18 protein-coding genes are annotated in these 26,306 nt (G+C 68.3%); all 18 read right to left on the bottom strand.

Annotated elements, in window-relative coordinates; translation table 11 throughout:
* Positions 1 to 345 precede the first annotated feature (345 nt).
* The 18 genes from VM221_10485 to VM221_10400 all read right to left on the bottom strand — a co-directional run bounded on the left by VM221_10485 (position 346) and on the right by VM221_10400 (position 26,300).
* Positions 346 to 1,611 carry an alcohol dehydrogenase catalytic domain-containing protein gene (locus VM221_10485; protein ID HUT75242.1) on the bottom strand — a complete coding sequence of 422 codons (1,266 nt, stop codon included), beginning with the start codon at positions 1,609 to 1,611 and terminating at the stop codon, positions 346 to 348.
* 109 nt (positions 1,612 to 1,720) lie between these two features.
* A complete protein-coding gene (locus VM221_10480; protein ID HUT75241.1) occupies positions 1,721 to 2,593 on the bottom strand; it encodes a sugar phosphate isomerase/epimerase family protein in 873 nt (290 codons plus the stop codon).
* Positions 2,590 to 4,641 carry a hypothetical protein gene (locus VM221_10475; GenBank protein HUT75240.1) on the bottom strand — a complete coding sequence of 684 codons (2,052 nt, stop codon included), beginning with the start codon at positions 4,639 to 4,641 and terminating at the stop codon, positions 2,590 to 2,592. Before VM221_10475 ends, VM221_10480 begins: the two co-directional genes overlap by 4 nt.
* Before the next feature lie 261 nt (positions 4,642 to 4,902).
* Positions 4,903 to 6,534 (bottom strand): chaperonin GroEL, encoded by a 1,632-nt coding sequence (gene groL / locus VM221_10470; protein HUT75239.1) that lies wholly within the window; start codon positions 6,532 to 6,534, stop codon positions 4,903 to 4,905.
* Positions 6,535 to 6,656: 122 nt separating this feature from the next.
* Positions 6,657 to 6,959, bottom strand: coding sequence for a co-chaperone GroES (gene groES / locus VM221_10465; protein HUT75238.1), 303 nt, complete (start codon positions 6,957 to 6,959; stop codon positions 6,657 to 6,659).
* 157 nt (positions 6,960 to 7,116) lie between these two features.
* Positions 7,117 to 8,391 carry a RuBisCO large subunit C-terminal-like domain-containing protein gene (locus VM221_10460; protein ID HUT75237.1) on the bottom strand — a complete coding sequence of 425 codons (1,275 nt, stop codon included), beginning with the start codon at positions 8,389 to 8,391 and terminating at the stop codon, positions 7,117 to 7,119.
* Positions 8,392 to 8,453: 62 nt separating this feature from the next.
* Positions 8,454 to 9,677 (bottom strand): MFS transporter, encoded by a 1,224-nt coding sequence (locus VM221_10455; protein HUT75236.1) that lies wholly within the window; start codon positions 9,675 to 9,677, stop codon positions 8,454 to 8,456.
* A 38-nt stretch (positions 9,678 to 9,715) separates the two neighbouring features.
* Complete coding sequence (locus VM221_10450) at positions 9,716 to 10,390, bottom strand: histidinol phosphate phosphatase domain-containing protein (protein HUT75235.1); 675 nt, start codon at positions 10,388 to 10,390, stop codon at positions 9,716 to 9,718.
* A 31-nt stretch (positions 10,391 to 10,421) separates the two neighbouring features.
* Positions 10,422 to 10,892: a hypothetical protein gene (locus tag VM221_10445; GenBank protein ID HUT75234.1), complete on the bottom strand. Its 471-nt coding sequence runs from the start codon at positions 10,890 to 10,892 to the stop codon at positions 10,422 to 10,424.
* Positions 10,893 to 11,055: 163 nt separating this feature from the next.
* Complete coding sequence (gene aroB / locus VM221_10440) at positions 11,056 to 12,636, bottom strand: 3-dehydroquinate synthase (protein HUT75233.1); 1,581 nt, start codon at positions 12,634 to 12,636, stop codon at positions 11,056 to 11,058.
* Complete coding sequence (aroC, locus tag VM221_10435; GenBank protein HUT75232.1) at positions 12,637 to 13,803, bottom strand: chorismate synthase; 1,167 nt, start codon at positions 13,801 to 13,803, stop codon at positions 12,637 to 12,639.
* Positions 13,804 to 13,886: 83 nt separating this feature from the next.
* Entirely contained in the window at positions 13,887 to 15,491 is a 1,605-nt protein-coding gene (locus tag VM221_10430) for a hypothetical protein (GenBank protein HUT75231.1), read from the bottom strand.
* A 207-nt stretch (positions 15,492 to 15,698) separates the two neighbouring features.
* A complete protein-coding gene (locus VM221_10425; protein ID HUT75230.1) occupies positions 15,699 to 16,373 on the bottom strand; it encodes a hypothetical protein in 675 nt (224 codons plus the stop codon).
* Positions 16,374 to 16,563: 190 nt separating this feature from the next.
* Complete coding sequence (locus tag VM221_10420) at positions 16,564 to 17,235, bottom strand: hypothetical protein (GenBank protein ID HUT75229.1); 672 nt, start codon at positions 17,233 to 17,235, stop codon at positions 16,564 to 16,566.
* A 51-nt stretch (positions 17,236 to 17,286) separates the two neighbouring features.
* Positions 17,287 to 17,985 carry a hypothetical protein gene (locus VM221_10415; GenBank protein ID HUT75228.1) on the bottom strand — a complete coding sequence of 233 codons (699 nt, stop codon included), beginning with the start codon at positions 17,983 to 17,985 and terminating at the stop codon, positions 17,287 to 17,289.
* Between the two features lie 34 nt (positions 17,986 to 18,019).
* Positions 18,020 to 18,862: a hypothetical protein gene (locus tag VM221_10410; GenBank protein HUT75227.1), complete on the bottom strand. Its 843-nt coding sequence runs from the start codon at positions 18,860 to 18,862 to the stop codon at positions 18,020 to 18,022.
* Positions 18,863 to 18,866: 4 nt separating this feature from the next.
* On the bottom strand, positions 18,867 to 20,264 hold the full coding sequence (gene pilM, locus VM221_10405) for a type IV pilus assembly protein PilM (GenBank protein ID HUT75226.1): 1,398 nt from the start codon (positions 20,262 to 20,264) through the stop codon (positions 18,867 to 18,869).
* A 168-nt stretch (positions 20,265 to 20,432) separates the two neighbouring features.
* Positions 20,433 to 26,300, bottom strand: coding sequence for a PQQ-binding-like beta-propeller repeat protein (locus VM221_10400; GenBank protein HUT75225.1), 5,868 nt, complete (start codon positions 26,298 to 26,300; stop codon positions 20,433 to 20,435).
* Positions 26,301 to 26,306: the final 6 nt, after the last annotated feature.

Here is a 26,306-nt window from a genome sequence, read left to right as displayed (position 1 = left end):
TATGCGTAAAGCTTCGGGCATGTCATTCCGAGGAAGCGACGCGCCCGAGGAATCCCCTATCGGGGATGCGCAAGATCAGCGATTCCAGCCGCGAGCAACCCCGGTAGGGGATCCCTCGCGTTGCTCGGGATGACACACCCGCTGGGTGAGCTCTTCACGCTCGGAATGCATAATCTGGGTTAGAGAAACCGGGCGGAAGGCCGGCTTCTGCGTTGCGACAAAGGTGCCGGCGGACAAGTTGACTCAGATGAACGCTGGTTGCGACAGGAATATGCGGAGACCCGGATTGATCTGCTGCGCGTGCTAAAGGACGCGCCACGAGAGATAGCAGGGCGCGGCGTCAAGTCACTCGATGTCTATCATCGCCTTGACCACGCCATCGCGGTAGCCGGCGACGAGGTCAAGCGCTTCGTTGCTACGCTCGAACCTGAAGCGATGCGTGATCATCACCTTGCCATCGCAGTCCTTGCGCGCCAGCATATCCAGCGCGAGCTGGACGCAGTGATTCTGGCGCCGGACATTCTGGATGCAGATCTCCTTGTGGCGCAGGCTGTCGGGGTCGAAAGAGACCCGCTCCTGGGTGGCCGGTATGCCGATCAGCATGAGCTTGCCGCCCGGCGTCAGCATCTCCACCGCCTGGTCGAGGGCCTCCTGGTCGCCGCAGCACTCGAAGACCGCGCTGAGCCCCCCCGGCTCGCGCTCGCTGACCGCAGCCACCACATCGCGCCGGTCGGGGTTGCCGACCCAGTCGGCGCCCATCTTCGTCGCCCACGCCAGGCGTTCGTCGAGCTTGTCGGTTACATAGATCGCCGCCGCTCCCTGCCCCCTGGCGCACAGCAAGACGCTCAGGCCGATGGGCCCGGCGCCGAGTATGCCTATCTTCGCCCCTCGCATGGGGATCGCTTGCTTGACCGCATAAACGCCGATCGCCAGCGGCTCGGACAGCGTCGCCTCGTCCAGAGTGAGACTGGCAGCGATCGGGAAGCAGCTCGTCTCCGGCATCACCAGGTACTCGGAAAGGCACCCCTGGGCCTGCCCGGGGCAGCCGAGGAAGCGCAGGTTCCGGCAGGTGTGGGGCCGCCCGGCGAGGCACTGGTCGCACCCCCGGCACGACATCGCAGGCTCGATGGCTACGCGGTCGCCGGGCCTCACCCGGGTGACCGCGGCTCCGACTTCCTGGACGACGCCCGCGCCCTCGTGTCCAACGGTGAAAGGATACTCGACGACCTGGCGGCCGATGCGTCCCTGACCGTAGTAATGCACGTCGGAACCGCAGACCCCCACCACGGCCATCTTGATCAGGACCTGGTCGTCGGCGGTGATACGGGGCGTGGGGACCTCCATCATCTCCATCCGGCGAATCCCGGTCAGCCTCATGGCTCTCATGGCGGCCATCCTGAAGTACTTATTCTTGCACCCGGTACCGGAGGGTGAAAACGTCTCCGGACCGTAGGGCAGCCTCTCGTCCAGGCCGAAGTTCGCGAAGTGCATGCAGACGATGGCGGATTCGTCCTTCGGAACATCTACCGTCATCGCGTCCCAGCCGAGGAATCCTTCGGCCGGCACATCGCTCGCGAGGTCTGCGTCGTACTGCCGATGGAGCTGCGTCAATCCGCGAAGGTCTCGTGACGACGCGATGCCTCGCCTCGCTCGGAATTACAGTCGCTACCAGAAGTGGTAATCCGGCGCGCCGCCCGCAGGCCCATCCGCCAGGTCGCCCCTACCCCAGCCAACGCAGCGCCGCGCGGGCGGTGTCAAGGGGATCTGCGGCGGGGGTGATGCCGACGGCAAACGGCCGCACACCCACGGCGGCGCGGACCTCTTCCTTTTCCAGCGATCCGTCGCCCAATGGCAGATGGCGGTCGAGGCGCATGACGCCGGGGCGAATATCCGCGTCATGCACCTGCACGTAGCGCAGCCGCTTGCCTAGCCTCTTCGCCGCGGCGGCCGGCCTCTCGTCGCTCAGCAGCGCGTGGCCGACATCGAGGGCCGCGGCGACATTGGGCCGGTTCACCTCATCCACTATCGCGGCGGTCTCGGCGGAGGAGGCGAACAGGCGAAACGGCGCCGCTACGAGCAGAATCGTCGTGTCTCCTGCCGCCGCCAGCTCGCGCAGGCTTTCGACCAGCAAAGGGCGCGCCTCGTCCACCGACTGGTAAACCTCAGCGAGGCGGCTCGGTGCGACCACTAGAAAGGGAATCCCCTGCTCGCGCATTTTCGCCAGGGTGCACAGGAGCCGGCGCAGGGTGTCGCGGCGGCGGCGCTCGACCGCGTCCGACAGGCTGCCCGTCAGGTACGGGCGCAGCTCGTCCATGGCATTGACGCACAAGGCGCGCAGGCCGGCCTTTCTTGCCGCCGGCTGCCAGTGGGAGAGGTTATCGAGGCAGGCGGGGGTCAATTCCAGGCCGCGGTAGCCCGCCGCCGCCAATTGCTTCAGGGGCCATCCTTCGCTCGAGCCGGTGAGGTAAACGGGGTTGACCGCGGGCGACATTGCATCATCTCCTTCCACGCCGAGGACCGGCTCGGCAGCGAGCGCCGCCGCGCCTGTCGCGACCGCAGCCGCGTGCATCAACTCGCGCCGGGGGTCCTTCACTGCCGGACCTCGAATGCCGCACCGTCGAGCAGCAGCTCGACGACCACCACCTCCAGCGGCGGCACCTGCACCCGCACGCAGTCGCCGCCCGGCAGCGGTCGGTCGGTCATCCAATCGGTCGCCTCTCGCACGCGCGCGCGCCGGGGGCGAAGCGCACCCTCCCAAGGCTCGGCGGAGTTGTTGCACAGGGTCACCACCAGGCGGTCGGCGCGCTCGGTGACATTGACCAGGAACTGGATGGGTGACCCCTCCACCGCAACCAGATTAGAGGAACGCAGGTAGGGCAGCAGGATCGCCTTCACGTGTTCGAGGATGGCATAGGGCGAGGGCAGCGGCTGCTCGATCTCGTTGTGGATGTGTTCGGGGGCGAGCGTGGGGTTGGTGAGGAAGAATTCCGCCGCGAAAAGCAGGGTCGAGCCGCCGGTCGCATGATTGCTGCGCACGACGAGGGGCGCGCCCTGGCGCGTGCGCGCGATCACCTCAGCCGCGGGATCGCACGTCAGGCGGTGCATGCGGAAAGGCGATTCGTTGATCGGCCATGGGTGCCCCTCGATGATGGCGTGGTAGGCCTCCTCGACTGCGCCGACCTCGACCCCGAACCGCGCCTGCGCCTCCGCGCCGAGCTGGTTGGCGCACGCCACCACCTGCCCGCCGCGCTCGAGGTAGCGCGATAGTCTGCCCAGCAGCTCTCCTTCGATGCGCGTCTCGCCGAGCACGACCACACATTCATAGTGATTGAGAATCTCTTCGGACGCATCCGACAGCAGGATGTCGAACGAATCGCCGCAGGGAGTCGCGGTCAAGAAGCCGCGCTCGCTGTGGTAGAAACCCGCGTCCTCGTAATGCGGGTAGAGCTCGCGCAAGAGCAGATCAATCTGGTGGTCGCCCTTTTCGTAGGGCATGTTGCCCCACACGAGATGCGTATCACCCGTGTACAGGTGGCGCGGGGGCGCCCACCCCGCGTGGAAGTCCCACAGCAGGGCGACGGGGGTGTGCTGCTCACCCCGGTGCGGATGCGCGGCGCACCAGCGCGCGCCGCGGAGATGCTCGCGGCCGATGTCGGTCAGCACCGGCACTTGCCGCTTGACGCCGTTGACTGTGCGCTCCTCGGTCGCGCTGCCCAGGTGCCCCGACTCGAAGCCCATGATGACGCTGCCGTACATGACGAGGACATACCACAGGCGGCGCAGCAAGCTCATGCTGGTGCCCGCGGTGGGGCCCCTGAGGAAGCCGGACGCAGTGGTGTCTTCGGCGTTGAGGTCAGCGAGCGACTTCGCGCCCCAGCGGTTCCACACGCTGGCGTTGCCGAACCACAGCAGGCCGTATTGCTTGCCCGCGCCGCGGATAAAGGCATACCACATGGGGACGCTGGGTAGCGCCTGCGCGCTCTCGGTCCCGAGCAGCCGGTGGTTGCCCAACTGGGCGAAGTAGTGCGGGAAGGTCAGGCTGTTGAGCGCGGTGAGGTAGTTTTGCAGGTCGTCGCCGAGCTGGCGAAAATACTGGCAAAACGCATCATACGCCTGGCGCCGCGTGACCGGAGCGGGGCACACCAGCTTGGCGTAGCCGCCGATGTAGCGCCCATCCTGTTCGCCGTTGTCATAACCGAGGAAACGGGGGCCCATCTGTTGCAGGAGGTAGTGGTGCACGTCGTCGGGGACGCGGTACTCCGAGCAACCGAAGCGCTCGAACGGGCCCGACGGGCAGTAGTTCCAGACGTCAAACAGGTAGAGCTCGCGCGCGGCCATCTCATCAATCGCCTCGCGCCAGTTCTCCGCGAACAGGAATGCCCAGTTCGGCCAGATGGCGCGCCCGAAGTCATAGTCCCTGGTATAGAGATCGAGGGTCTCTTTGATATCGGTAATGCGAAACTCGTGGGCCGGCGCCTGCGGCGCGCGGTCGAGGTTGAAGGCGCGCATCGCCGTGGTATGAAACTGGTTATCGAGGTCCGCACGGGTGACCGGCTTGACCGGACGCTTCGCAAACCCCGGATACTCCTCCGGGTTCACCGGGCGCACCCATGCGCGGGGCAAGTCGTGGGCGGGAGGCATTGATCATCATCTCCATCATCTCATGTTGTTACTCTAGTCAAACCGCCGACGGACGCCGATTAACGACGATGTGGACACATGCCGGGCAATGCTTGCTCTTGTCGGCGCGCATCGTTCATCGGCGGCTACGCCGTAGGGGCACAGCATGCTGTGCCCCTACGATCCGTAGTCTGCGTCAATCCCCGAAGGTCTCGCGAAGACGAGATTCCTCGCGTCGCTCGGAATGACAATTCGCGAGCAGCTCGGAATGACAGTCGCCGCTTAGAAGTCGTAATCAGGCGCGCCGCCGCCTGGAGGACCGGCAGGGGCCTTATCTTTCTCCGGCTTCTCGGCCACCAGCGCCTCGGTGGTGAGGAGCATGGCGGCGATGCTGGCCGCATTCTCGAGAGCGGTACGGGTGACCTTGACCGGATCCACGATGCCCGCCTCGACCAGGTCCACGTAGTCCTCGGTGAGGGCGTCAAGGCCGATGCCGTCCTTGAGGCCCTTGACCTTCTGCACCACCACCGAGCCCTCCATGCCGGCGTTGGAGGCGATGGCGCGCAGGGGTTCCTCGAGGGCGCGGCGGACGATGGCGATGCCGGCCTTCTCGTCGTTGTCCTTGGCCTTGAGCTTCTCCAGCGCGGGGGCGATGTTGACCAGGGTGGTGCCGCCGCCGGCGACCAGGCCCTCCTCGACCGCGGCGCGGGTGGCGCTCAGGGCATCCTCGAAGCGATGCTTCTTCTCCTTGAGCTCGGTTTCGGTGGCGGCGCCGACCTTGATCACGGCGACCCCGCCGGCGAGCTTGGCCAGGCGCTCCTGGAGCTTCTCCTTGTCGTAGGAGGAATCGGTGTCCTCGATGGCGCGGCGGATCTGCGCGATGCGCCCCCGCACCGCGTCCTTGCTGCCGGCGCCCTCGACGATGGTGGTGTCCTCTTTCGTGATAACGATCTTCTTGGCGCGGCCCATCATCGTCGTGTCCACGTTCTCGAGCTTGATGCCGAGGTCCTCGGAGATGAACTGCCCGTTGGTGAGGATGGCGATGTCCTCGAGCATGGCCTTGCGCCGGTCGCCGAAGCCGGGCGCCTTGACCCCGACGCAGGTGAGCACGCCGCGGATCTTGTTGACCACCAGCGTCGCCAGCGCCTCGCCCTCGACGTCCTCGGCGATCATGAGCAGCGGCTTGCGCGCGGAAGCAACCTTCTCCAGCACCGGGATGAGATCCGCCACCACGCTGATCTTCTTCTCGTGGATGAGAATGAAGGGATCCTCCAGCACCGCCTCCATGCGCTCGGGGTCGGTGACGAAGTAGGGCGAGATGTAGCCCTTGTCGAACTGCATGCCCTCGACGATGTCCACCGAGGTGGTGGTGCCTTTCGACTCCTCGACGGTGATGACGCCGTCCTTGCCGACCTTGTCCATGGCGTCGGCGACGTACTCGCCGATCTCGCGCTCGTTGCCGGCGATGGCGGCGACGTTGGTGATCTCGGCCTTGCCGGCGACGGGGATGGAGCGCTTCTTGATCTCCTCCACCGCCTTCTCCACCGCGCGCTCGATGCCGCGCTTGAGCATCATCGGGTTGGCGCCGGCGGCGACCAGCTTCATGCCCTCGCTGACGATCGCCTGCGCCAGCACGGTGGCGGTGGTGGTGCCGTCACCGGCGACGTCGTTGGTCTTGGAGGCGACTTCCTTGACCAGCTGCGCCCCCATGTTCTCGTAGGGATCCTCCAGCTCGATCTCCTTGGCGACGGTGACGCCGTCCTTGGTGATGGTGGGCGAACCCCACTTCTTGTCGAGCACGACGTTGCGCCCCTTGGGACCCAGCGTCGCCTTGACCGCGCGCGCCACTGCGTTGACTCCGCGCTCGAGCGCGCGCCGTGCGTCTTCGTTGTAAGCCAGAATCTTGGATGCCATCGGTTACCTCCTGATGCTTGGCACGCTGACTTGTCCGAGAGAATGTCATTCTGAGCCGAAGGCGAAGAACCTTGCGTGCGTGAGCGAGATCCTTCGCTGCGCTCAGGATGACGGCTGCGCCGTCACTTCACGGCGAGGATCGAATCCTCATCCAGGATCATGTAGTCGGTGCCATCGACCTGCACCTCGGTGCCTCCGTACTTGGAGTAGATCACCGTGTCGCCGACCTTGACCTGCATCGGCGCCCGCTGGCCGTTGTCCAGCAGCTTGCCGCTGCCGACCGCGACCACCTCCCCCTCCTGGGGCTTCTTCTTGGCGGTGTCGGGAAGCACGATGCCCGTCGCGGTCTTCTCTTCCTCGGGGCCCGGCTTCACGACCACCTTCTCCCCCAACGGTTGAATCAATGCTGTCACCTCCCCAAACATTAATGGCGATTAGCACTCTCGACCGGAGAGTGCCAATCTCGGCAGGTATTATAACGCATGGTCAGAGCTTGTCAAGGGGCTGGAATTGCGAACTGCGAAATCCGGCCTTCTTCGCGCCCCACCAGGACGGCTCTCTGCGCAACCAACGGCGCTGGCCCTACTTCCGCGCTTCATCCAGGGCGGCAGCGAGTTCGGGGTGCGACTTGGCATACTCTCCGACGGACACCCCGGCCCGCCATGCCTGCGCCGCCTGCCGCAGCGCCGTGACGCCCGCGCGGATGCCCAGGGGATGCCCCAGGATCGCCCCGCCCGCCATGGGCAGAATGTCTATGCCGTAGGCCTCCAGGTTCTGCACCAGGTTGTCCGCGCCCAGCCCCCCCGACAGCGCCGGCACCATGTCGCGGATATGCCCCATCGGCTCGCGGAACAGGTTGACCAGCTCCACCGAACGCTCGGCCGTGTCGGCGATGAGGTAGCCGTCAATCATGTGCGCGCGCATGAAGTCGCCCCCCAACATCCGCACCATGCGCGCCACCACCTTGAGGTCCACCCCGAAGTTGGCGTGCCGCCCCCACGCGCTGCGACCCCCGGTATGCACGTAGATCGGCACCGGCAGGTCCTCGCGCTCGGCCAGGATTTGGATCGCGGGGAATCCGGTGGAGAAGCAGTTCAGCATGAGCCCGCTGGCGCCGTGGTCCACGGCGGTGCGCGCCGCGTCAACGATCACGTCGGGCCGGGTGCTGATGTGCGGGCAGTAGATGACCTTGCGCCCGGTCTCCTGCTCGGCCTCGCGCAGCGCCTGCGAGACCAGCCGCGCCTTCTCCGCCAGCGGGCAGTAGTCGGGATTGCTCATCTTCTCGTCGTCCTTGATGAACTCGATCCCGCCCAGCGCCGCCTCGCGGCACTTGTCCGCCACCTCGCGCGCGGTCAAGCCGGCGCAGGGCTTGACGATGGTGGCGATGATGAGATCCTCAGCGGCGGCGCCGATGAAGTCGCGGCAACCTTTCATGCCGAACTTGGGGCCGGGCAGTTGCTCCAGCAGCGCCTCCGGCAACGCGAAATCCACCATCCGCACCGAATCCACGAACATGCGCTCGAACAGCGGCCCGCCGGTCATGAAGAGCCAGAAGCTGGGCACGAAGTAGCGGTCCACCGGCATGTTGATGAGCGGGTAGGCGATGGTGGCGAGGGCCTTGCCGGGGCCGATGTCATCGTATCGGTGGACTTCGCCGCGGCTGCGCTTGAACAGATCGGTGGGCTCACCCGCGCCCACCCAACTGCCGGTGGTCTCCTCGGAGGCGATCTTCTCCGCCGCCGTCCGCAAGCCTGCCCTGAGCCCTTCGACTTCGCTCAGGGTAAACCTTGCCGAAGGGTCGCCCTTTGACTCCAGGTAGTACTGGGCCAGGAAATGCCCGTCCGGTGCTTTCTCCAACTCAACCTCCAGGCATGGGGAATGGGGCGAGGTCCGCTTGATGAATTCGGCGCGTGCCGGGACTAGTCCTGCCGCCGATGTTCGGCCGCGACCGGGCTGCGTTCGCAGCCGTCCCCGCCGAAGCTCGTATCCGCGGCGCCGCGAATGGCGTAGAGCCTCGTGCTCAGCCACGCGCAGAGGAAGAACACCGCAGCGAACAGAAGGAACGGCGCCGCGTAGCCGTGGAATACTAGCCGCAGGTATTGGCCCAGCAGGATGGTGATCGCCACTCCCAGGTCGCGCCACACGCTGAGCCCGGCCACCGCCGCCTGGCGTGAGCTCGGCTGCGCGGTGTCACCTACGAAAGCGAGTACTGCCGCCAGCACTGTCGCGGTGACGCCGCCCAGCGCCGCCGCCGCGAGCGTCAACGTCGCCGCGCCGGGGGCCACTGCCGCAATCAAGAGCGCCACCCCGCCCAGGCCGAAGCCGCCGGCCATCACCCGGGCGCGCCCTAGGCGGTCTGACAGCGCTCCGGCGAAGGGGCTGATCACCGCCCGCATCACGTAGAACGCCATGGTGATGGGCGCCACCGCGGCGATGCCGAAGTCGTGCTTGATGGCGGAGGCGAATACACCCAGCAGCAGGCCGAAGCCGGCGGCGGCCGCGAGCTGCACCAAGCTCAGTGTCCGCCCGGCACGGCCGACCGCAACGCGCAGCACCGCGGTGAAACTCGGCAGGTCGCGCGGAAAGCGTCGCCGCGGCACCAACAGGCAAATCACGTTGCCGACGCCGGTGAGGCCGATGGCGCCCAGCAGCATGCCGCGCCCCCCGACCCCGCGCAGCAGCAGCCCCAGCACCACCACGCCGATCACGAACCCGAAATGGGTCGCCGCGTAGAACATGCCGGCGGCGCGCCCATAGTGCTCGCGACGGGAGGCGTCGAGTACGTGTGCGCTGCTCGTGATCCACAGCAGCGCCGCCCCCCATGACCAGGCGAACGCCGCCCCCAGCAGCGCCCACTGGCGTGGGTACACCAGCAGCACCAACGCGAACAGCGTGTAGGTGGTCGCCCCGACGACCATCGCCCAGTAGTCGCCGAACGCGCGAATGGCATAGCCGCCCAGCACCCGCCAGACGATCAATCCCAGATACACGGTGGCCAGCACCAGCGACGAGCGCATTGCCCCCCACGGCGTCGTTTGCTCCAGGTAGGGGATGAGGAACTGCTGCAGGGCGCCCGTGCCCATGAAGATGAAGAAAAACGCGGCGGACAGCACCCACAGGTCGCAGCGGGAGTCCCTGCTCACCGACCGCGGCCCACCGGGGGTGTGCACCCCACCGGGGGTCACGCGGGCCCCAGCCCCAGGCGCCGCAGCAGCTCGCGCGGGTTGTCGTCCAGCACCTGGCGCACCTCATGGTCGCTCAAGCCGGCACCACGAGCCACCGATTCCGCCTTATCCCGCGTCAGCAGATCGCCGGGCGCGTGGGCATCGCTGTTGACCAGGAACCTGGCGCCCGCCGCCCGGCCGATCAGGACGACGTGGCCATTGGTCAGGCTGTGCCCCTGGCGGGCGGTCACTTCGAGGAAGACGTTGTTTGCGACCGCTGCCGCAGCCACTTCGGGGCTAATGTGACCCGGGTGAGCGAGAATATCCACGTCGGGGCAAGCGGCCGCTGCGCCATTGGTGCCCGGTTCGACCGGCTCGACCGGGGACTCGCCGTGCACGACGACGTAGAGCGCGCCAGCCTGCTTGGCGGCGCGCGCCAGTTCGGCGATGGCACCGGCGGGGACATGCGTCAATTCCACCCCCGCGACGGCGATGATACCCCAGTGCGCGGCCGCCAGTTCGCAGTCCCCGAGCGCGCCGGCGATGGCGGCCTCCATCGTCCCGGGGCCGGCGTGGTCGGAAATGCCGATGGCGCTGTAGCCGTTAACCGCGGCGCGGCGGATGAGCTCGATCGGCGCCAGCGCGCCGTCACTCATGAACGTGTGGGTATGGAAGTCGTAGAGCATGTCCATCGTTCAAGCCGCCGCAGTGGCTTCTTCCTTGTTAGTCGAAGCGATCCCGCCTGGTGTAGAGCACGACGAGGGCGAAACCGTTGATCGCCACCAGGATGATCGCACTAAGCGAGCCCTCGCCCCTGGCGCCGATCGCGAACGCCAATCCCAACAGCACGCCGATGCCCGCCCCGAACATGCCCAGGACATATCCCCACCACCGAAACGTCACCACGCCCCACAGAATCGCCCCCGCAACCGCCGTGCCCAGCCACGATTGCCCTAGCAACTGAAGCAACACGTTTGCGCTTATCAGCCCCAACAAGACGCCGAAGAGCGGGTCGGCGCGGGCGGTGACAATGATGTTGGCCCAACTGCCAAACGCCTCTTGCCCCCGCGCCGGCGGCAGCGGGGTCGCTCGATACCGATCCCCCTTGTTCGGCTGTGGAGCCCCGGCGCGTCGGCCGCGCGCAGCCTCGCCACTCTCCTGTGCGCGCTGCGAGCCGCCCGTCAGGGAACTCAAGTCGCCTGCCGGCGCTGCGCGCCGGCAGCGCGGACAGTTTTCCGTCCCTGGCGGGAAGCGCGCACCGCACCACAGACACGCAACGGGCGGCGGTTCAGGCGACGCCACAGTGTCACCCCCTTGACGGGACCCCAACTCGCGAGGCCCGGGGCTGAAACCCGATTCAACGGCCAGCCTGGTCGGGCGCGAGCGCTTGCATAATCTCCTCCGGGCGCACGTCGTCGGCGACCGCCACCTCGCCGATGGCGCGCGGCAGGACGAAGCGCAAGCGGCCGCCGCGCGCTTTCTTGTCGGCCGCCATGATGCGCATGACCTCCTCCGGCGGCGCGTCGGTGCCCACCGGCAGGCGCAACAATACCAGCAGCGCCCGGATGCGTTCGACGTCGGCGGCGGGCAGCCACCCTCGCTGTGCAGATAGCCGCGCCGCCGCCACCATGCCGATTGCCACCGCGTCGCCGTGACGGTAGCGGCGGTACCCGCCCCAGGTCTCCAGCGCATGAGCGAAGGTGTGCCCGTAGTTGAGGATCGCGCGCAGGCCCTGCTCGGTCTCGTCCCTGCTCACGACCTCCGCCTTGATTTCGCACGACCGACGCACCGCGTGTAGCAGCACCGCGGGGTCGCGCGCCAACAGCGGCTTGCGATGCGACTCGAGATACTCGAAGAAGCGGTGGTCGGCGATGACGCCGTGCTTGACGACCTCGGCCAGCCCCTGGCGCAACTCGCGCGCGGGCAGACTGGCCAGGGTGTCGAGATCCGCGGCCACCCCCGCCGGCTGATGGAACGCGCCCGCCAGGTTCTTGCCCTGGGGCAGGTCCACCGCCACCTTGCCGCCGACCGCGCTGTCCACCTGCGCCAGCAGGCTGGTCGGCGCCTGCAGGTAGGGTATTCCCCGCATATAGGTCGCGGCGGCGAAGCCGGCGAGGTCGCCGATGACGCCGCCGCCGATCGCGACTACGCAGCAGTCGCGATCGAGGCCGATCTTGAGCATCTGCTCCAGCAGCAACCCCAGCCGGCGCAGCGTCTTGTGCCGCTCTCCCGCGGGCACGGAGAGCTCCACGCCCTCGATGCCAGCGGCCGCCAGGCTCGCCCGCGCCCGCTCGCCGTAGAGGCGCAGCACGCGGGGGTTGCCGACGACCGCGGCGCGCCGTCCCGCGGCCGCGGGCGCCGCCAGCGGGCCCAGCTCGTCCAGCGCCCCGCGGCGGATGATGATGCGGTAGCTGCGGGCGTCGAGAGCCACGTCAACGGTGGTGGCGACGTTGAATACCGCCTCGGCCGCCTGCTCGACGGTGCAGTCGGAGGTGTCAATGCAGCGATCGGCCTGCTCATAGCAGGAGCGGCGCTCTGCGAGCAGCTCGGCGATGCGGGCGCGGGGATCGGGTACCGCCAGCAGTGGGCGCTCGCTGGTGGTCCGCGTGCGCTCCCAGATGACCTCGGGGCGCGCGGTCAGGCAGATGACGAGCCCGGCCGCCTTGAGCGCCTCGAGGTTGCGAGGATCCTTGGGCGCGCCACCGCCGGTCGCCACCACCAGGCCCCACTTGCGCGATGCGCGCGCGATCTCCTCTCGTTCGAGGCGGCGGAAGCGCTCCTCGCCCGCGCGCCGGAAGATGTCGGCGATGCTGCTTCCGGTGCGCTCCTCGATGCGGGTGTCGCAGTCCACGAACTCAAGGCCCAGGCGGCGGGCGATCACGCGGCCGACCTCGGACTTGCCGGTGCCCATGAAGCCGATGAGGGCGATGTTGCCCATCTACGGGCCCATCCCCGCAGCAAGTGAGTCGAGATAGGCGCGCAGGTTGCGCTCGATCTCCGCCATGGTGTCGCCGCCGAACTTGTCGGTGACGGCGTCGGCAAGCGCCAGCGCCATCATCGCCTCCCCCACCACCCGCGCCGCGGGCACCGCGCATACGTCCGAGCGCTCGGCGTGCGCGGGCGCGGGCTCGCCGGTGGCCAGATCCACCGAATCGAGGGGCGCGGTCAGCGTCGGAATCGGCTTCATGGCGGCGCGCACCACCACTGGCTGACCGTTGGTGACGCCGCCTTCAATGCCGCCCGCGCGGTTGGTGGGCCGGCTGACGCCGCGCGCTCCCTCGCCGGGAACGAGGGCGTCGTGGGCGGCGCTGCCGCGCACCCGCGCGGCCGCGAAGCCGATGCCGATCTCCACGCCCTTGATCGCCGGGATGCTCATGAAGGCCTGCGCCAGGCGCCCGTCCAGGCGCAAGTCCCACTGCGCAAAGGCACCCAAACCCGGCGGCACGCCTTGTGCGGTGACTTCGAACACTCCCCCCACGGTATCGCCGGCCTCGCGCGCGGCATCGATCTCGGCCCGCATGCGTTGCGCCGCGTCGTCGTCGGCACACCCGACGTCGCTCGCCTCGGCTGCTTGCTGCAGCTCCCGCCAGGGGCGCTGATCGGCGATGCGCGCCTCGGCCGCCCCGATGGCGAGCACGCGGCTCCCAATCTCGACCCCCAGCCGCGCAAGCAGCTTGCGGGCGACGGCGCCCGCCGCGACCCGGGCAGCGGTTTCCCGCGCGCTGGCGCGCTCCAGCACGTCGCGCAGGTCGCGCCGCCCATACTTGAGCGCCCCCGCGAGATCAGCATGGCCCGGTCGCGGCACCGTAACCGGATCCCCGACCGGCTCGCCGCTGACGGCCATGACGGCGCGCCAGTTCTCCCAGTCGCGGTTGGCGATGAGCAGCGCCAGCGGGCTGCCGATGGTCTCGCCGAAGCGGACGCCCGAGCGAATCTCGACCGCGTCCTGCTCGATGCGCATGCGCCCGCCGCGACCGTAGCCGCCCTGGCGCCGCCGCAGTTGCAGGTTGATGTCGGCGGCCTCGAGCGCGAGGCCCGCGGGCACGCCGTCGAGGATGACGACCAAGCCTGGACCGTGGCTCTCGCCCGCACTTAGCAGCCTCATGCCGGGAACCCCTCAACAGCGGCGAGGCGGCGCCTGCATGGCGCCGCCTCGGATAATCGCGCGCCTGCCCCGCCGCCTGCCGGCTATTGCCCCAGGGGCATCGTCATGAAAGACGAACCGCCTTCCTCGCGGGCGGCCGTATCGCCCTTCTCCTCCATGATGCGGGCGGTGAGGAAAATAAGCAGTTCGCTGTCGCTCTGGGTGAAACTGCTGCCCGTGAACAGCCACTTGCCGATGATCGGGATGTCGCTCAGCAACGGCACCTTGTGCTTGGTCTCGCTGACGTTCTTGCGGACGAATCCGCCCATGACTATGGTCTCGCCGTTCTGCACCCGCAGCCGCGTCGGCAGCGCGGTCGCCGTCGGCTCCGGTATCTTCTCGCCGTTGGGCCCGGTAATGAACCCCGCCACATCGGAGATGATGGTACTGACGTCAACCGTGATCGAGTCGTCGCCGTTGACCTGGGGCATGATCTCGAAGGTGGTGACCACCGGCAGCGCATTAAGCCGGCTGGTGGTGAAGACCTGGCTGCCGGCGAACGTCGGCGTTTGCACGACGGTGTCGCTGGTGAAGTAGAAGAAGGTGCGGCTGATGGTGAAGGCGACACGCTGCATGTTCATGGTGGCGAGCCGCGGCGCGTTGATGATGCGCGCGCGCGAGGTGTCGAGCAGCGACTGCAGGAGCGCGGTGAAGCGACCCTTGACGAAGGAGATGCCGACGTTGCCGCCGGTGGACTGGCCGGTGACGTCCACCCCCGTCTCGCCGCCGATCCAGCTCCAATTGATGCCGAACTGGCGGGCGTCATCCACGCGCATCTCCACGAATTGTGCCTCCACCATCACCTGCGGCACGCGCACATCCAGCTGCTCGACCAGCTTGCGAAACTCCTCGATCGCCTCCATCGGCCCCTGCACGATGAGCGCGTTGAGGGGGGCGTACGCAACCGGCGGCGACAGCTCCGCCGGGAGCAGATGGCCGAGGGGCCCGCCGGCCGTCACCATTTCCTCCTCACCCCCCGGGCCGGCCGGCGTTCCCGCGGTGGGCTGCATCTCCTCTATGCCGCCGCCTCGCTGCCTCAGCTCATCATAGGGATTGCGCGGGACGGCGGCGGTCTTCGCCCGGGGCGATTGCGGCTGCGCGCCCTCCACGCGGTTGCCTACCGGCTGCCCCGGAGGACCGTAGGGATAGATGATCTCATCGAAGCTGCGGGAGGAAGGGGTATAGGGTTCCGCGGCGCCGCCGAACTGATAAGCGAGATCCTGCGCGTTGTTGAAACGCAGGGGGATGACCACGCGCTGGTTGGCGGCGCGGGCCGTTTTCGGGGATGCGCTTTCGCCGATGTGCGAGTCGGTACTGACGCTGCGGGGCTGCCCGCTCACGACGTAGGCCCCGTTCTCCTTCCACCAGTGCAGGTTGCGGGTGGAGGCGATGAGATCCAGTATCTCCTCGGCGGTCTTCTGCGCCACCGACAGCGAGATCGTGCCCTGGACGTCGTCGGTCATGACGATGTCCGCGCCCTGCGCGGTGGCGATCGCGCGCAGCACCTCTTGCAGCGATGCGTCTTTCAACGTCATGTCGAGTGGGGTCGCGGCCCCGTTCTGATCACCCGCTGCGGGCAGCGCCACTGCTGCGACGACCGCGATAGTCAGCGCGAGGATACTCAGCCCGCGCCTCGCTCTTCTTGTCATCAGCACCCTCCTAGTTGGCCCGGCGGCTTCCTGTCGCTGCCAGGGGTCATTCGCCGCAACCGTGCTCGGCAACTGCCTACATCGCCCAGGCCCGCAAGGCCGACCCGCTGTGCCGCACGTAGGCCGCGGCGCTCCCCGCTGCGGCCGCTCGACAAAGCCTGGCCTCGGCCAAACCACCCTCTTCTGCGGTCAGCCTCAGCTTTCCTCTTACCCCCTCCCGCTCTGGGTCGAGCCGCCGCCCGTGTACGGGCTGGTATACCCACCGACGGGCCCCGTCACGCCACCAAGCTGACCCGGATAGCCGCCGCCACCAAGCTGACCCGGATAGCCGCCGCCACCGATCGTGCCCGTCTGACCGATCCCGTAACCCATCATCCCGGGCATGGACGTCGTGGTGGGATAGACCGCGGTGCCACCGAACCACAGCGCCATATCGGTGACGGACGCGTGGCGCACGGGGATGAACCCCAGATAGATGGCACCCGCAGCAGTAGGCGCGCCGCTGGAAGGCGCCGGCAGAGATGGGAATCCCGCCGCCGCCAGCTTGCTCACCTCACGCGGGGGCGGAGCGGGAGGAAGCGGCATGACCGCGGGGCGGATGCGGTAGATATCTCCGTCCCTGACGTAGGTGGCGCCCACGCTCTCCAGGGTCGCCCGCAACGCTTGCTCCCACGGAACGTCATAGAGGCTGACGTTGATATCGCCGCGCGCTCCGCTCTCGATGACGAAGCTCTTACCCGTGTCTTTGAACAGCATCGTCAGCGCGCTCTGCAGGTCCGCGTCCTTGAGGGTGAGCGAAATGCGCTCCGGCTGCGCGAACGCGGCGCCGACTGCTAGCGCCAGCACCAGGCCCCACGCTACCATCAGTGTCAATGTGCGCATCACGTACCTCCCTGCCGCCGATGGCGGCCGCTGCGATTATACCTGCGCACGACCGCTACGGCAAGTCTTCCCCCACCGCACGCGCCGTGCCCCGAGCGCTCCCGGACATCCCCGGGATCCTCTTGTCCTTGGCGCTCATTATCCTCTCCCTACCGGTGACGGCAGGCGGCGATGTCGAGTTCCGTGCTCATCATTCCATACCACGGCCGCCGCCTCCTCTGGACGGCGGGGCAGCTACCTGGGGCACGCCCATTCCCGGCAGCGCCGGCCGCCCGGCAGGTGCGCTCACCGGCACGGCCGCTACCGCCGCCGGAATGCGTCCCTGCAGTTTCACCTCGTCGATCATGCCCCGCTTGGTGGTTAGTATCATCCCCTGCGGGCTGATCGCCCGTATCGTATTCCCCTCCACCACGTCGCCCGGCTGCACGACGGCGGTCGTCCTCTCGGTCTCGATGATGGCCCACACATGCTCATTCCACAGCACCCCGGCCATACGCCGCGATTCCCGCACGCCGGGGATGTCGAGCGGCAGCAGGTTGGCGACGACGGGCCCGATACCCACCTCTTCCGCCGCCACGGGCGGCCGCTGACCGACCGGCCATATGGGCTCGATTTGCTTGATCAGCGGCTCAAACGGATCCGGCCGGGAGAGCTCCAGCGGCTTGGCCGCCTGGGCCGCGGCCAGAACTTGGGCCGCGGCGATCGGCGCCGGTCGGGGCGCCACTGGGCGCGCCGCTATGGGGGGAGGTGCAAGCTCGGCCTCCGGGGCCGGCTTGCGCAGAACCAGGAAGTACAGCGCGACGGCGACGACCACCACCAGTCCCACCGCAATCGCCAGTTTCTGCTTGTCCTTGGCGCTCATTATCCTCTCCCTACCTGTGACGGCAGGCGGCGATGTCGAGTTCCGTGCTCATCATTCCGCACCGCGGCCACCGCCGCGTCTTTCGGACGGCGGAGCAGCCATGGTGGGCGCGGCCGCGGGTGCGCCGGCCGGCGCCGGCGCCCCGAGCACCAATGCCCGCTGTGTCACGACATAGACGGTCAGCGGCATGGGCACGCTAAGTTGCGGGCTCATGCCGGACACGCTGATGCTACTGATGACGCCCGGGTATGGCATGCCCTTGAGTCGGCGCAGGAAGTTGATGGTGGCGGGCAAGCTCTTCATCTGCGGGTTCAGACTCCAGTTGAAAGACATCAGCGGAGGAACGATCACCGGCTGCATGGGAGAGGCGGGCACGCTGATCCCGCTGGCGACGTAGCCCAGCGAGAGGAAGAAGTCGTACACGGGGGGGCCGATCTTGTCGTTGAACACCTCGTGCAGATCGAACATTGCCTGGAAGGGATCCGATGAGATCTTGGGCATCGTCGCCAGCAACTTCTCGGTGTCCGCCTTGCTCTCCCTCAGTCGCTGCTGGGCGTCGCTGAGGGCGTTGACGGCCGTCGGCAGCCGTTGCCATGTCTGCTCCTGTTCCGATTGGCCGTCACGCAGTTCTTTCATCTGCCGCGTCGTCGGCAGCAGAAACGTCGCAATGAACGCGACCAGCATCGCCGCCGTGATAACCCCTCCAACGGCGACTAGGTGCCATCGCTTTATCCGTGACAAGATGCCCATGTGCAGTCCTCCCGGCCGCGGTCGCCTGGCGTCGTCATTCCCCGCCGCGCCCGCCGCCGCTACGGCCGCTACTACCACCGCCGGGCGGCGCTGGTGCTCCCGGCGCTCCGCCGCCCACGCCGGAGACGGTCCCGGGCAGAATGGGTGGTTGAGGTGGAACCAGCCTCCCTCCCCACTCGGGCCTCATGACGCAGGAGAAAGTCACGCCGATCGGCAGGGGGTCGCGCGGCGGCGGTGGCGCCACAGGAAGTGCGCCTTGAGCGGCCGGGAACTGGGGCGGAGAGGCCGCCTCTTCTTCCTCTCCGCCTCGCCCCCCGCTTCTCCCCCTGCCGGCGGGGGCCGCCGGCCCCGCAGCCCCGGTACCCGGCGCTGGGGATTCGGCGCGAGGCCAACCGCCGGTGACGCCCGAGATGCTGAACGTCACGTTCGAGTACATCGGCGAGCGCAAGATATTCAGGTACGCCCGGCGGAAGGATTCCAGGCTGTCCGTCTTCCCCGCGATCTGCACCCCGTTCGGAGACGGCTGTATCGAGCTCACCTGCACCTTGGCGTAGATCCATCGCGCGATTTCGCCGAGGGTATCGGCCCACGCATTGTGGTAGGTGTCTATCTGGTTCAGCCACACTCGCCAGCGGCCGTAGGACTGCGCCGCCCGATCGGCGTTGGCGGTGGCTTCCCGGACGCTCGCCACCTGCTTTGCCCGGCTCTCCCAGCGCGCGAGATCGAGCATCTGGTCGTTCAACTGTCTCTTCATGTCCACCATCACCAGGCCCAGGATCGCCGCCTCGATGATGACGAACACCAGCACGAGCACGATGACGGAGCGAATGCGCTGGCGCTCCAAGATGTGCGCGGGCAAGAGGTTGATCTTGATCATCGGCTCACTCCAGCATGTCCCGCGTCGCCAGCCCCAACGCGATGGGCAGCAGGCACGCGATCTCGTCGAGGTAGGGCTTGCTGTAGAACGGGGGCACGAAGTCGAGACGTTCCAACGGGTTCGCCAACTCGACTTGGATGCCGATTTCGTTGGAGACGAACTGCGCGAGATTCTCCAGCTTGGCGGTTCCGCCGAAGAGCAGAACGCGGTCCACCGCCGAGTCGGGGAAGCGCGACCGATAGTAGTCCAGGGAGCGCCGAATCTCGCTCACCAGCTCCGACAACGCCGGCAGCATCGCCTCGAAGACCCGGCGGCTGACCGCCTCGGTGCTGAGCTGTATGCCGGGACGCGGCTGCGCAGACGCCTCGGCCGGCGCGCCGGCCGCTGCCGGTTCGGGCTTCGCCGCCGGCTCCGCCGAAGGGGCAACCTCCGGCGGGCGGCTGAGGTCGAAAATCTGTTCGGGGGCCGGCTGCGCCTGCCGTTGCTGCGGCGCAATGTCGTCGAGCTCCGCGGCGAGGTCAAACTCGGGTGCGTGCTCGTCTGCGGGGGGCTCGGCCGCGGCCGCACCGGGCGTCTTCTGCTCCGCCTCCGGCGCGGCGGGAGCGGGCACCGCCGCGGTTGGCCGCTGGTCGAGGAGGACCACGCCGACTTCTTTCTTCAGGCGCTCGGCCTCGCCCAGGTCGCGACCGAGGTTCTCGCTGATGGCGTTGGTGAGGCTGTCGCCCGCCATCGGCACCGGTCGGTTGAAGCTCAGCAGCCCATCGCGGATAATGCTGATATCGGTGGTGGTGGCGCCGATGTTTACCAGTGCCACCGTCTGGTCGTGGAGCCCGTCGGCGGCCCGCAGGTTGACCAGGGCGCGCGTGGCCGCCAGGCCCTCGATGTCGAGCGCCCGCGGCTGCAGCCCCGCGACCTGGAAGGTCTCGAGGTAGGCGTTGACCATGTCCTCCTGGGCGGCGGCCAGGAGCACCTCCATGTTCTGCCGGTCCTCGGGCAGTTCCTCCGGCTCGATCAGGGGCTGATAGTCCATGATGACCTCGCTGGCGGCGAAGGGGATCTGTCGTTCCACCTCCCAACGCATGGTGTCCGCAAGTTCGGCGCGTGACATCTTGGGCACTTCGATGTGGCGCACCACCAGCGAGGATTGGCCGGCGACGGAGGCGATGACGGCCCGCGTCCGGATGCCCTGAGCTTGCACCAGCCCGCGAATCGCGCTGCCCAGTGCCGCCGGATCCACGATCACGCCGTTAGAGATGACTTCGGGCGGGGTCGGCCGGATGCCCAGGTTCAGCAGCTGCAGCGACCCGCGCGCCGATCGCATCTCGACCACCTTGATCAGGTTGGTGCCGATATCCAACCCGAGAATGGTCATATCGCGGGCGATCGTAGGAATGGCTGACATCTGCTTCCCCTTGTCGGCGCCGCCGACGCCCCCCCGGTTATGCGCCGCGATTATAGCACATGCCGCGCGCACCCGCAACCTTGCCGGCGAGGCCCCCGCCCGGCGAGGCCCCTGCCGGCGAGGCCCGCCCGGCCCAGGGAAAGGCTCGCCGGCTTGCGTCGGCGCGCGCTACGGCAGCTCCGGGTTGAATGCCTGGCAGTATATGTCGCTGTTCGCGGCCGCCCCTGCGGCGCCCGCCGTGGGGGCGCCGCGGGTGCTGCTCCAGAATAGCCACACCTGCGCGTAGCGCCGATCCTTGACGGCGCACAGCCCGAAGTCGTTGGCCGCGTGATCCACCGACACCTGGCGCGGCGCGCGCTCCGGGGTCAACTGCAGGGGGTTGGTCTGGAGCCCGCGCAGGGTGACATACATGATTTCTCCACCGCCGCCGCCGATTCCCTCTTGCACCCAGAACACCCACAGGCGTGGATCATAGTCTGCCGGGTCGCCCGCGGCGACGCTCGGCCGCGGCTGGTTCGAGGCGTCCAGGTAGCGATAGGTCTCGATGAAGGCCGCGGGGTTGGATTCGTTCGCCGGATGGGTGGTCAGTCGCAGGAGCTGCAGCCCGCCCGCGAAGGCGACCGGGGTGAAGGGCGGCGCCGGGCTGTAACGGGCGCAGTAGATGTCGTAGTTGCCGTAGGTCTGCGACGCGCCGGAGAAGACGACCCACAGATAGCCCCCGTAGATGAAGGCGCTCGGCTCGCGGGCGGCGGTAATGTCGCCGGTGGTGTCCAGCGTCACCGGGCCCGCCCATGCTCCCCAGGCCGGGTTCCCCAGCGGGCGACTGCGATAGAGCGCCGACAGCCGCCACGCCTGTGACGCGCTGTGCTCGCTGAACACGACGCAGTTGTACTCGTTGGCGCCGTCGTCCCAGAACACCGGCCGCGGATGCAGGCGGAACATGTCGCTCGCCGTGCCGCCGCCGCTGACGTTGGGACTGTCGTAGATGGCGCTGGAATCGCTCCACAGCAGACGGTTGTCGTAGGAATGGCCACCGGTGCTGTTGGCGCGCAGGGCGGAGCCACCCCAGAACAGCCACTGGGTGCCGTCGGCGTCAACCCCGAACCCGGGGGTCATGTGCTCTTTGGTCAGCCAGTCGTACCACGCCGGCGGCGCCGGCGCGGGCAGGTCCATGGGGTCGCCAGCCGCCGGGTAGTTCTGCGCCGCGGTCCAGGCGCCTGGCTCGGTGGTGCGGTCGAAGCTGCGGTACCGCAGGAGGTAGGGATCCGCGCGGTCCCAGGTGCCATTGCCATTGCGGTCGTCGTACCATTCCCCCGCATCCCATTGGCGGTTGCCGTTCGCGTCCTGGTAGGGCTCGACCTGGGTCGGCGGATTCGCCGGAGTGGGGTCGCTGCCGTCGCTCTTGCGCTGGCTCGACCACAACAGAAGCAGGGTGTCGTTGCCCAGCCACGTCGCCCACGGGTCGAGGTTGGCGCCCAGCACCGGCTGACCGGTGCTCCAGTCGTAGCCGGTGAGGCGGCGCTCCGCGACGCGCATAGTGAAAGGGGACCCCGGCGCCGTGAGACCCTCGGCGGCGCTCACCACGTCGGGCGCGGCGCTGTAGGCGCCGGAGGGCTGGCTCCACGACACGTCCGGTTGCGGCAGCGACAACGACTGCTGGTAGGGCCGGAGCCAACCGACGGGGGTCTTGGCGACCGGCTGGCTGACTGCCGACAGGTCCACCGGCAGCGGATGCGTCTCTCTCCAGTCGGTGAGACCGGTGTCGGTGCGCTCGGCGCGCGCCAGTGACAGCAGGCCGCCTTGCAGGGGATTGAGCTGCACCGCAGTCAAACCCACATTGCCCAGGTTGACCAGCGCGGTTGTTGGCTGCGCCGCCGTCGTTCCCGGCGACGCCTTGGCGTAGTCAACGCTCTCGCCCGCGAATCGCAGCGACGGCTGGGGCGCGATCCACGCGGTGACGGTGAACGGGTTGAACGAGCCGCCCGCTTCGTCCTCGAACCTGGCCTCCCCGAGGTCCCACATCCGGTTGCCATTGATGTCCACGTAGATGACTATGCCGGCGGTCACCGCGTCGCTCAGGGGGTTCCCCGTGCGGGGCGATCGGTAGGCCCCCGGGGAGAGATACGCGGGGATGTCGCCCCACAAGGCAAGGGAACCACTCCCCCCGGCAGGCAGACCCAGGTGAGCGAGCCCCGTGACCAGGCGATGGGCGGGCAGATAGTTCTCAAGGCGGAAGTCGTAGCTCGGGTATGCCGCCCCGACCTGCCCCAGGTCCCCGAAACCGAGGCGCACGACATTGGGCTGGGGCGTGCGCCCGCTGCCGACCAGTGAGAAGCCGCTGACATTGGTGACGGTGAAGGAGGTGCGATTGGTGCGCGTCCCTGGGTTGACGGCGATGCCCCCCGCCAGATCGTAGCTCGCCGGGGCCGCCAGGGGGTTATGGACCATGATGTCGTAGGTCTGCGTGCGCTGGGGCTCCCATGCCGGCCCCCACACCTCGCGCCCGGGAGCGCCGCCGCGGTTCTGCTGCACGGCGACGCGCCAGAAGTACGGGGTCCACGCCCGGTTGGGCGCCTCCGTCACCGACCTGGCGCCGAGGCCGCCCGCGTACCCGCGCGGCAACAACACGACCTTGAAGACGGTCTCATTGGCGGCGAGCACCATCGGGTCCTCGTAGGCCTCCTCCGAGCGACCGGTACGCGTGCCGGTGGCGCTGAGGATGATCTCGGTGGCATACGACAACTGCGGCTCCCCGACATCCCACAGCCCGTTGTGGTTGAGGTCCACGTACTGGTTCTTCGCCAAGCTCGCCGGATCGTTGTTCTCGGGCCCATAGGTGAAGGCCAGTCGGTACCGCGTCCCCCACCCGGCTGCCACCTCGACCGGGGCCGCGTAGGCGAGCGGGTTCGCGCCGACGTAGATGCCGGCCTGGCTGGTCGCCGGCGAGTTGATGATCTTCCCCGGCCGCCCGCGCCCCGTGAGGTCGAGGTAGAGCGTGTCGCCCCACGCGAAATCGTCTTCGCCCGGGGGCGGTACCGCCGTCACCGGGTCGGTGCGGCTGACGCTCACCTGGGGGGTGGAGGGCGTTTCCGCTAGGTCCTCCATCACTTGCACCTTGAACCACACTTGCCCCGAGCGCTGGGGCCAGATGTCGCCCACGCTCCAGATCATGCCGCCTGCCGACTCGACGCCTCCCGGGCTGTAGGTGGTGATCGCGACCGCCGCCGGCCTGATGACGCCGAGATAGTTGCGCGCCTCCGGCAGCGGGTCCCAAATCTGTGCGCCGCTCACCGGGGCCGCCAGCGGCGAGGACTCGTTGCGGTAGCGCAGGGTGAAGGTGATCTCCTCGCCGACATCCGCCACCGCCTTGTCGGCCTGCTTGGTCAGCCGCAGCACACTTTGCGCCGGCACCTGCCCCGGCATTACGGGAGGCGGCGCGATGTTGTCGAGCACGGTGCCGAAGGCGTACATCACCCCGTCGTGGCCCCCCAGGTAAACCACCGGATCCACGACGCGCGACACGCCCGTGAACCGGAACTGCTCGGGGCCGATGAAGCTCCCGCGCACGCTTTCCACCAGCCACGGCGCGGGCGAAGCAGTGAACGCGGTCGGGTCGCCGCCCCTGGGATCGAAGCCCGCCCCGAAGTCAATCGGATCGGTCCACACGACCCCGGCGTTGCGCTCCAGGCAATACACCCGTCCCGCGGCGAGGTTGGATCCCACCTGGGCCACCACCGACGTCGCGAAGTAGATCCGCGCCGGATCGCTGGCGGTGACCGCCGCCGACGACTGAATCTCCCCCGCCGCCTGGAACGGCCATGCCCCGCTCGCCAGGGTGCCATCGGGGTCGAGCGCGTAGAGCTTGTGGTCGAGCGATCCGACGTAAACCGTGCGGTCGGGTCCGATGGCGGGGGTGGCGGTGACCGCGTCGCCCGTGGCATAGCTCCATTCGAGCTGCGGCTCGACCACGTTCGGCTCGGTCACCGTGGACTGCAGGCAGTAGATGTTGCCGTCGTCGGAGCCGATGTAGATGCGCTCGGCCTCCAGCGGCACCTCGAAGTGGCTGACGAATTCGCCGTCGAACGCGAAGCGCACGGTCGCGCTGTGGCCGGACTCCAGCGCCACGCGGCTCCAGACCTCGACGCGCAGGTAGTCCGTGGGCTGGAGCGCCACCGCCGACGCCAGCGTCGCCTGCGCCTGGTAGCGGACGGGGGCGGTGCTGGATTGGATGTCCTGCTCAGGAAAGGAGAATATCTGCGTGCCCACGGGGTCCGCCGCCGTGCAGTGGAAGACGCTGAAGCGCATCCACGCCTGCTCGGTGGTCGGGGACTCGAGGGCGGCCCGCGCCCAGAAATCCACGGTGTAGCTTCCGCCCGGCAGCACGGAGGGCATGGCGGGCTCGGACTGCCGGGCGTGGGTGCGGAACTCCTGCGCGAACTTCGCCTGCCCGGTGGCGCCGAAGGACTGTGCGATCTCGCCCGCGGGCTCGTCGCCGGGGTCGCCCTGGGCGCCGGTGCCGAGATGCAGCCGCGACGGGTCGCCGGTCGCCACCTCGTTGACGAAGTAGAGCCGCACCAGGTCGCTGTCGAGGGCCGGCGAGGACTCGAGCGCCCCCAGCGCGGTTTGCCCGGAGGCCGGATAGCGCCACATGATCTCGCCGCTGCCGCTGTCGAGCGCGTATAGACGCCCGTTCATGGAGCCGATGTATAGCGTGCCCGAGGAGCTCAAGGCGGGGGAGGAACGCAGCTCGTCAGCGATCCCCTCCTCCTCTATCGCGCGCACCCAGCGTGCCTGGCCGTCCGCCGCGTCCACCGCGTGCACCTCGCCCGCGTGGGTGGCGATGTAAACGACGTCGTCGCCGCCGATCACGGGCGATGCGCTGATGGCGTCGAGCGGCTCTTCGTCCAACGCGGGGTAGAGCCACTTCAGCGTCCCGTCGGGGCGGAAGGCGTACAGGTCTCCCTGATCGCGCTGCGCCCCCTCGTAGCTGCCGATGTAGATGCTGCCGTCGTCGCCCACGGCGGGCGAACTGCGAAACCACGTGTTGGGCACGCGGAAGCTCCACAGCACATTGCCGGTCGCGGCGTCGAAAGCATACAGCGCGCCGTCATCCGCACCGGCGTAGATCGCCGGCACCTCGATCGAGGTCTCCACCCGGCTGGGGCTGGTATCTCCCACTTTGAGCGTGGCCGTGCCGCCACTGACGGTGACGCCGATGGACACGCCTTGCGTCAGCTCCAGGTAGATAGGGGCGGCAACGGGCTGCGCGTAGGTGACGAGACTGCTCGCGCCCGGCGCGGTGTCCGGCAGCGGGACGCTGATGGCATCCAGCCCCGGCAGGGCGACCCGGGTGGTGTCGGGCAGGCCCTCGGTGAAACTGTACACCGTGAACTGCGCCTGCACCGGGACCCCGGGAACAGTCGGCACTACATCCGTGACCCACAGGCTGAAAAGCCAGGTCCCGGCGGGGACGCGCTGCTTGAGCAGGAACGAGACCCCGGCCTGCACCCAACTGAGGTTGCTGTACGGATCGCGGTTGCGGAACCGGCTGGCGCTGCCCGCCGCCAGATTCATCGCGGCGCTGGTCTCGAAAAGGGTCTGTCCCCCGGTAAGCGGCACGTTGGTGCTCGCAGCCTCCGGGTACTCCGACCGCAGCACCAGCGGCGGCCCGGGGGCGGCGCCGCGCCCGGTCCACGAGCTGTTGTGGAAGTACCATACCTTCTTGGCGCCGCCCAGCTCGGGGGTGACCTCGGAGGTGGCCGCCGAAGACCAGATCGCGCCCTGGGGGCCGTGGGGACGATGCCCCGACTCGTCGGCAAAGGCCGCGCCCCCCTGCCACCATCGGATGCGAGCGCTGGTGGGGCCCGGCAGCAGCGAGCTGCCGGTATGCTCGGCGTCGCGGTGGAACATCGGCCACTCGGTGCTCGCCAGGCCGGCGCCCCATGCCGGGCCGGACGCCGTCACGCCGACCGCCAGCCCCACGGCCAGCGCGATCAGCGCCGCCGTCGTTATCCATCTTGTCGCGCGCGTTGTCACGATCAC

Source organism: Armatimonadota bacterium (assembly GCA_035527535.1).
Taxonomy (GTDB): Bacteria; Armatimonadota; Hebobacteria.
This window is presented reverse-complemented; position numbering and strand designations above follow the sequence as displayed.

Coding starts and splice junctions, on each gene's coding strand:
- VM221_10420 (HUT75229.1), bottom strand. CDS start 17,235: ATGAGCGCCAAGGACAAGCAGAAACTGGCGATTGCGGTGGGACTGGTG.
- VM221_10450 (HUT75235.1), bottom strand. CDS start 10,390: ATGGACATGCTCTACGACTTCCATACCCACACGTTCATGAGTGACGGC.
- VM221_10430 (HUT75231.1), bottom strand. CDS start 15,491: ATGACAAGAAGAGCGAGGCGCGGGCTGAGTATCCTCGCGCTGACTATC.
- groL (HUT75239.1), bottom strand. CDS start 6,534: ATGGCATCCAAGATTCTGGCTTACAACGAAGACGCACGGCGCGCGCTC.
- VM221_10410 (HUT75227.1), bottom strand. CDS start 18,862: ATGATCAAGATCAACCTCTTGCCCGCGCACATCTTGGAGCGCCAGCGC.
- aroC (HUT75232.1), bottom strand. CDS start 13,803: ATGAGGCTGCTAAGTGCGGGCGAGAGCCACGGTCCAGGCTTGGTCGTC.
- VM221_10475 (HUT75240.1), bottom strand. CDS start 4,641: ATGCCTCCCGCCCACGACTTGCCCCGCGCATGGGTGCGCCCGGTGAAC.
- VM221_10425 (HUT75230.1), bottom strand. CDS start 16,373: ATGCGCACATTGACACTGATGGTAGCGTGGGGCCTGGTGCTGGCGCTA.
- VM221_10415 (HUT75228.1), bottom strand. CDS start 17,985: ATGGGCATCTTGTCACGGATAAAGCGATGGCACCTAGTCGCCGTTGGA.
- groES (HUT75238.1), bottom strand. CDS start 6,959: ATGTTTGGGGAGGTGACAGCATTGATTCAACCGTTGGGGGAGAAGGTG.
- pilM (HUT75226.1), bottom strand. CDS start 20,264: ATGTCAGCCATTCCTACGATCGCCCGCGATATGACCATTCTCGGGTTG.
- aroB (HUT75233.1), bottom strand. CDS start 12,636: ATGGGCAACATCGCCCTCATCGGCTTCATGGGCACCGGCAAGTCCGAG.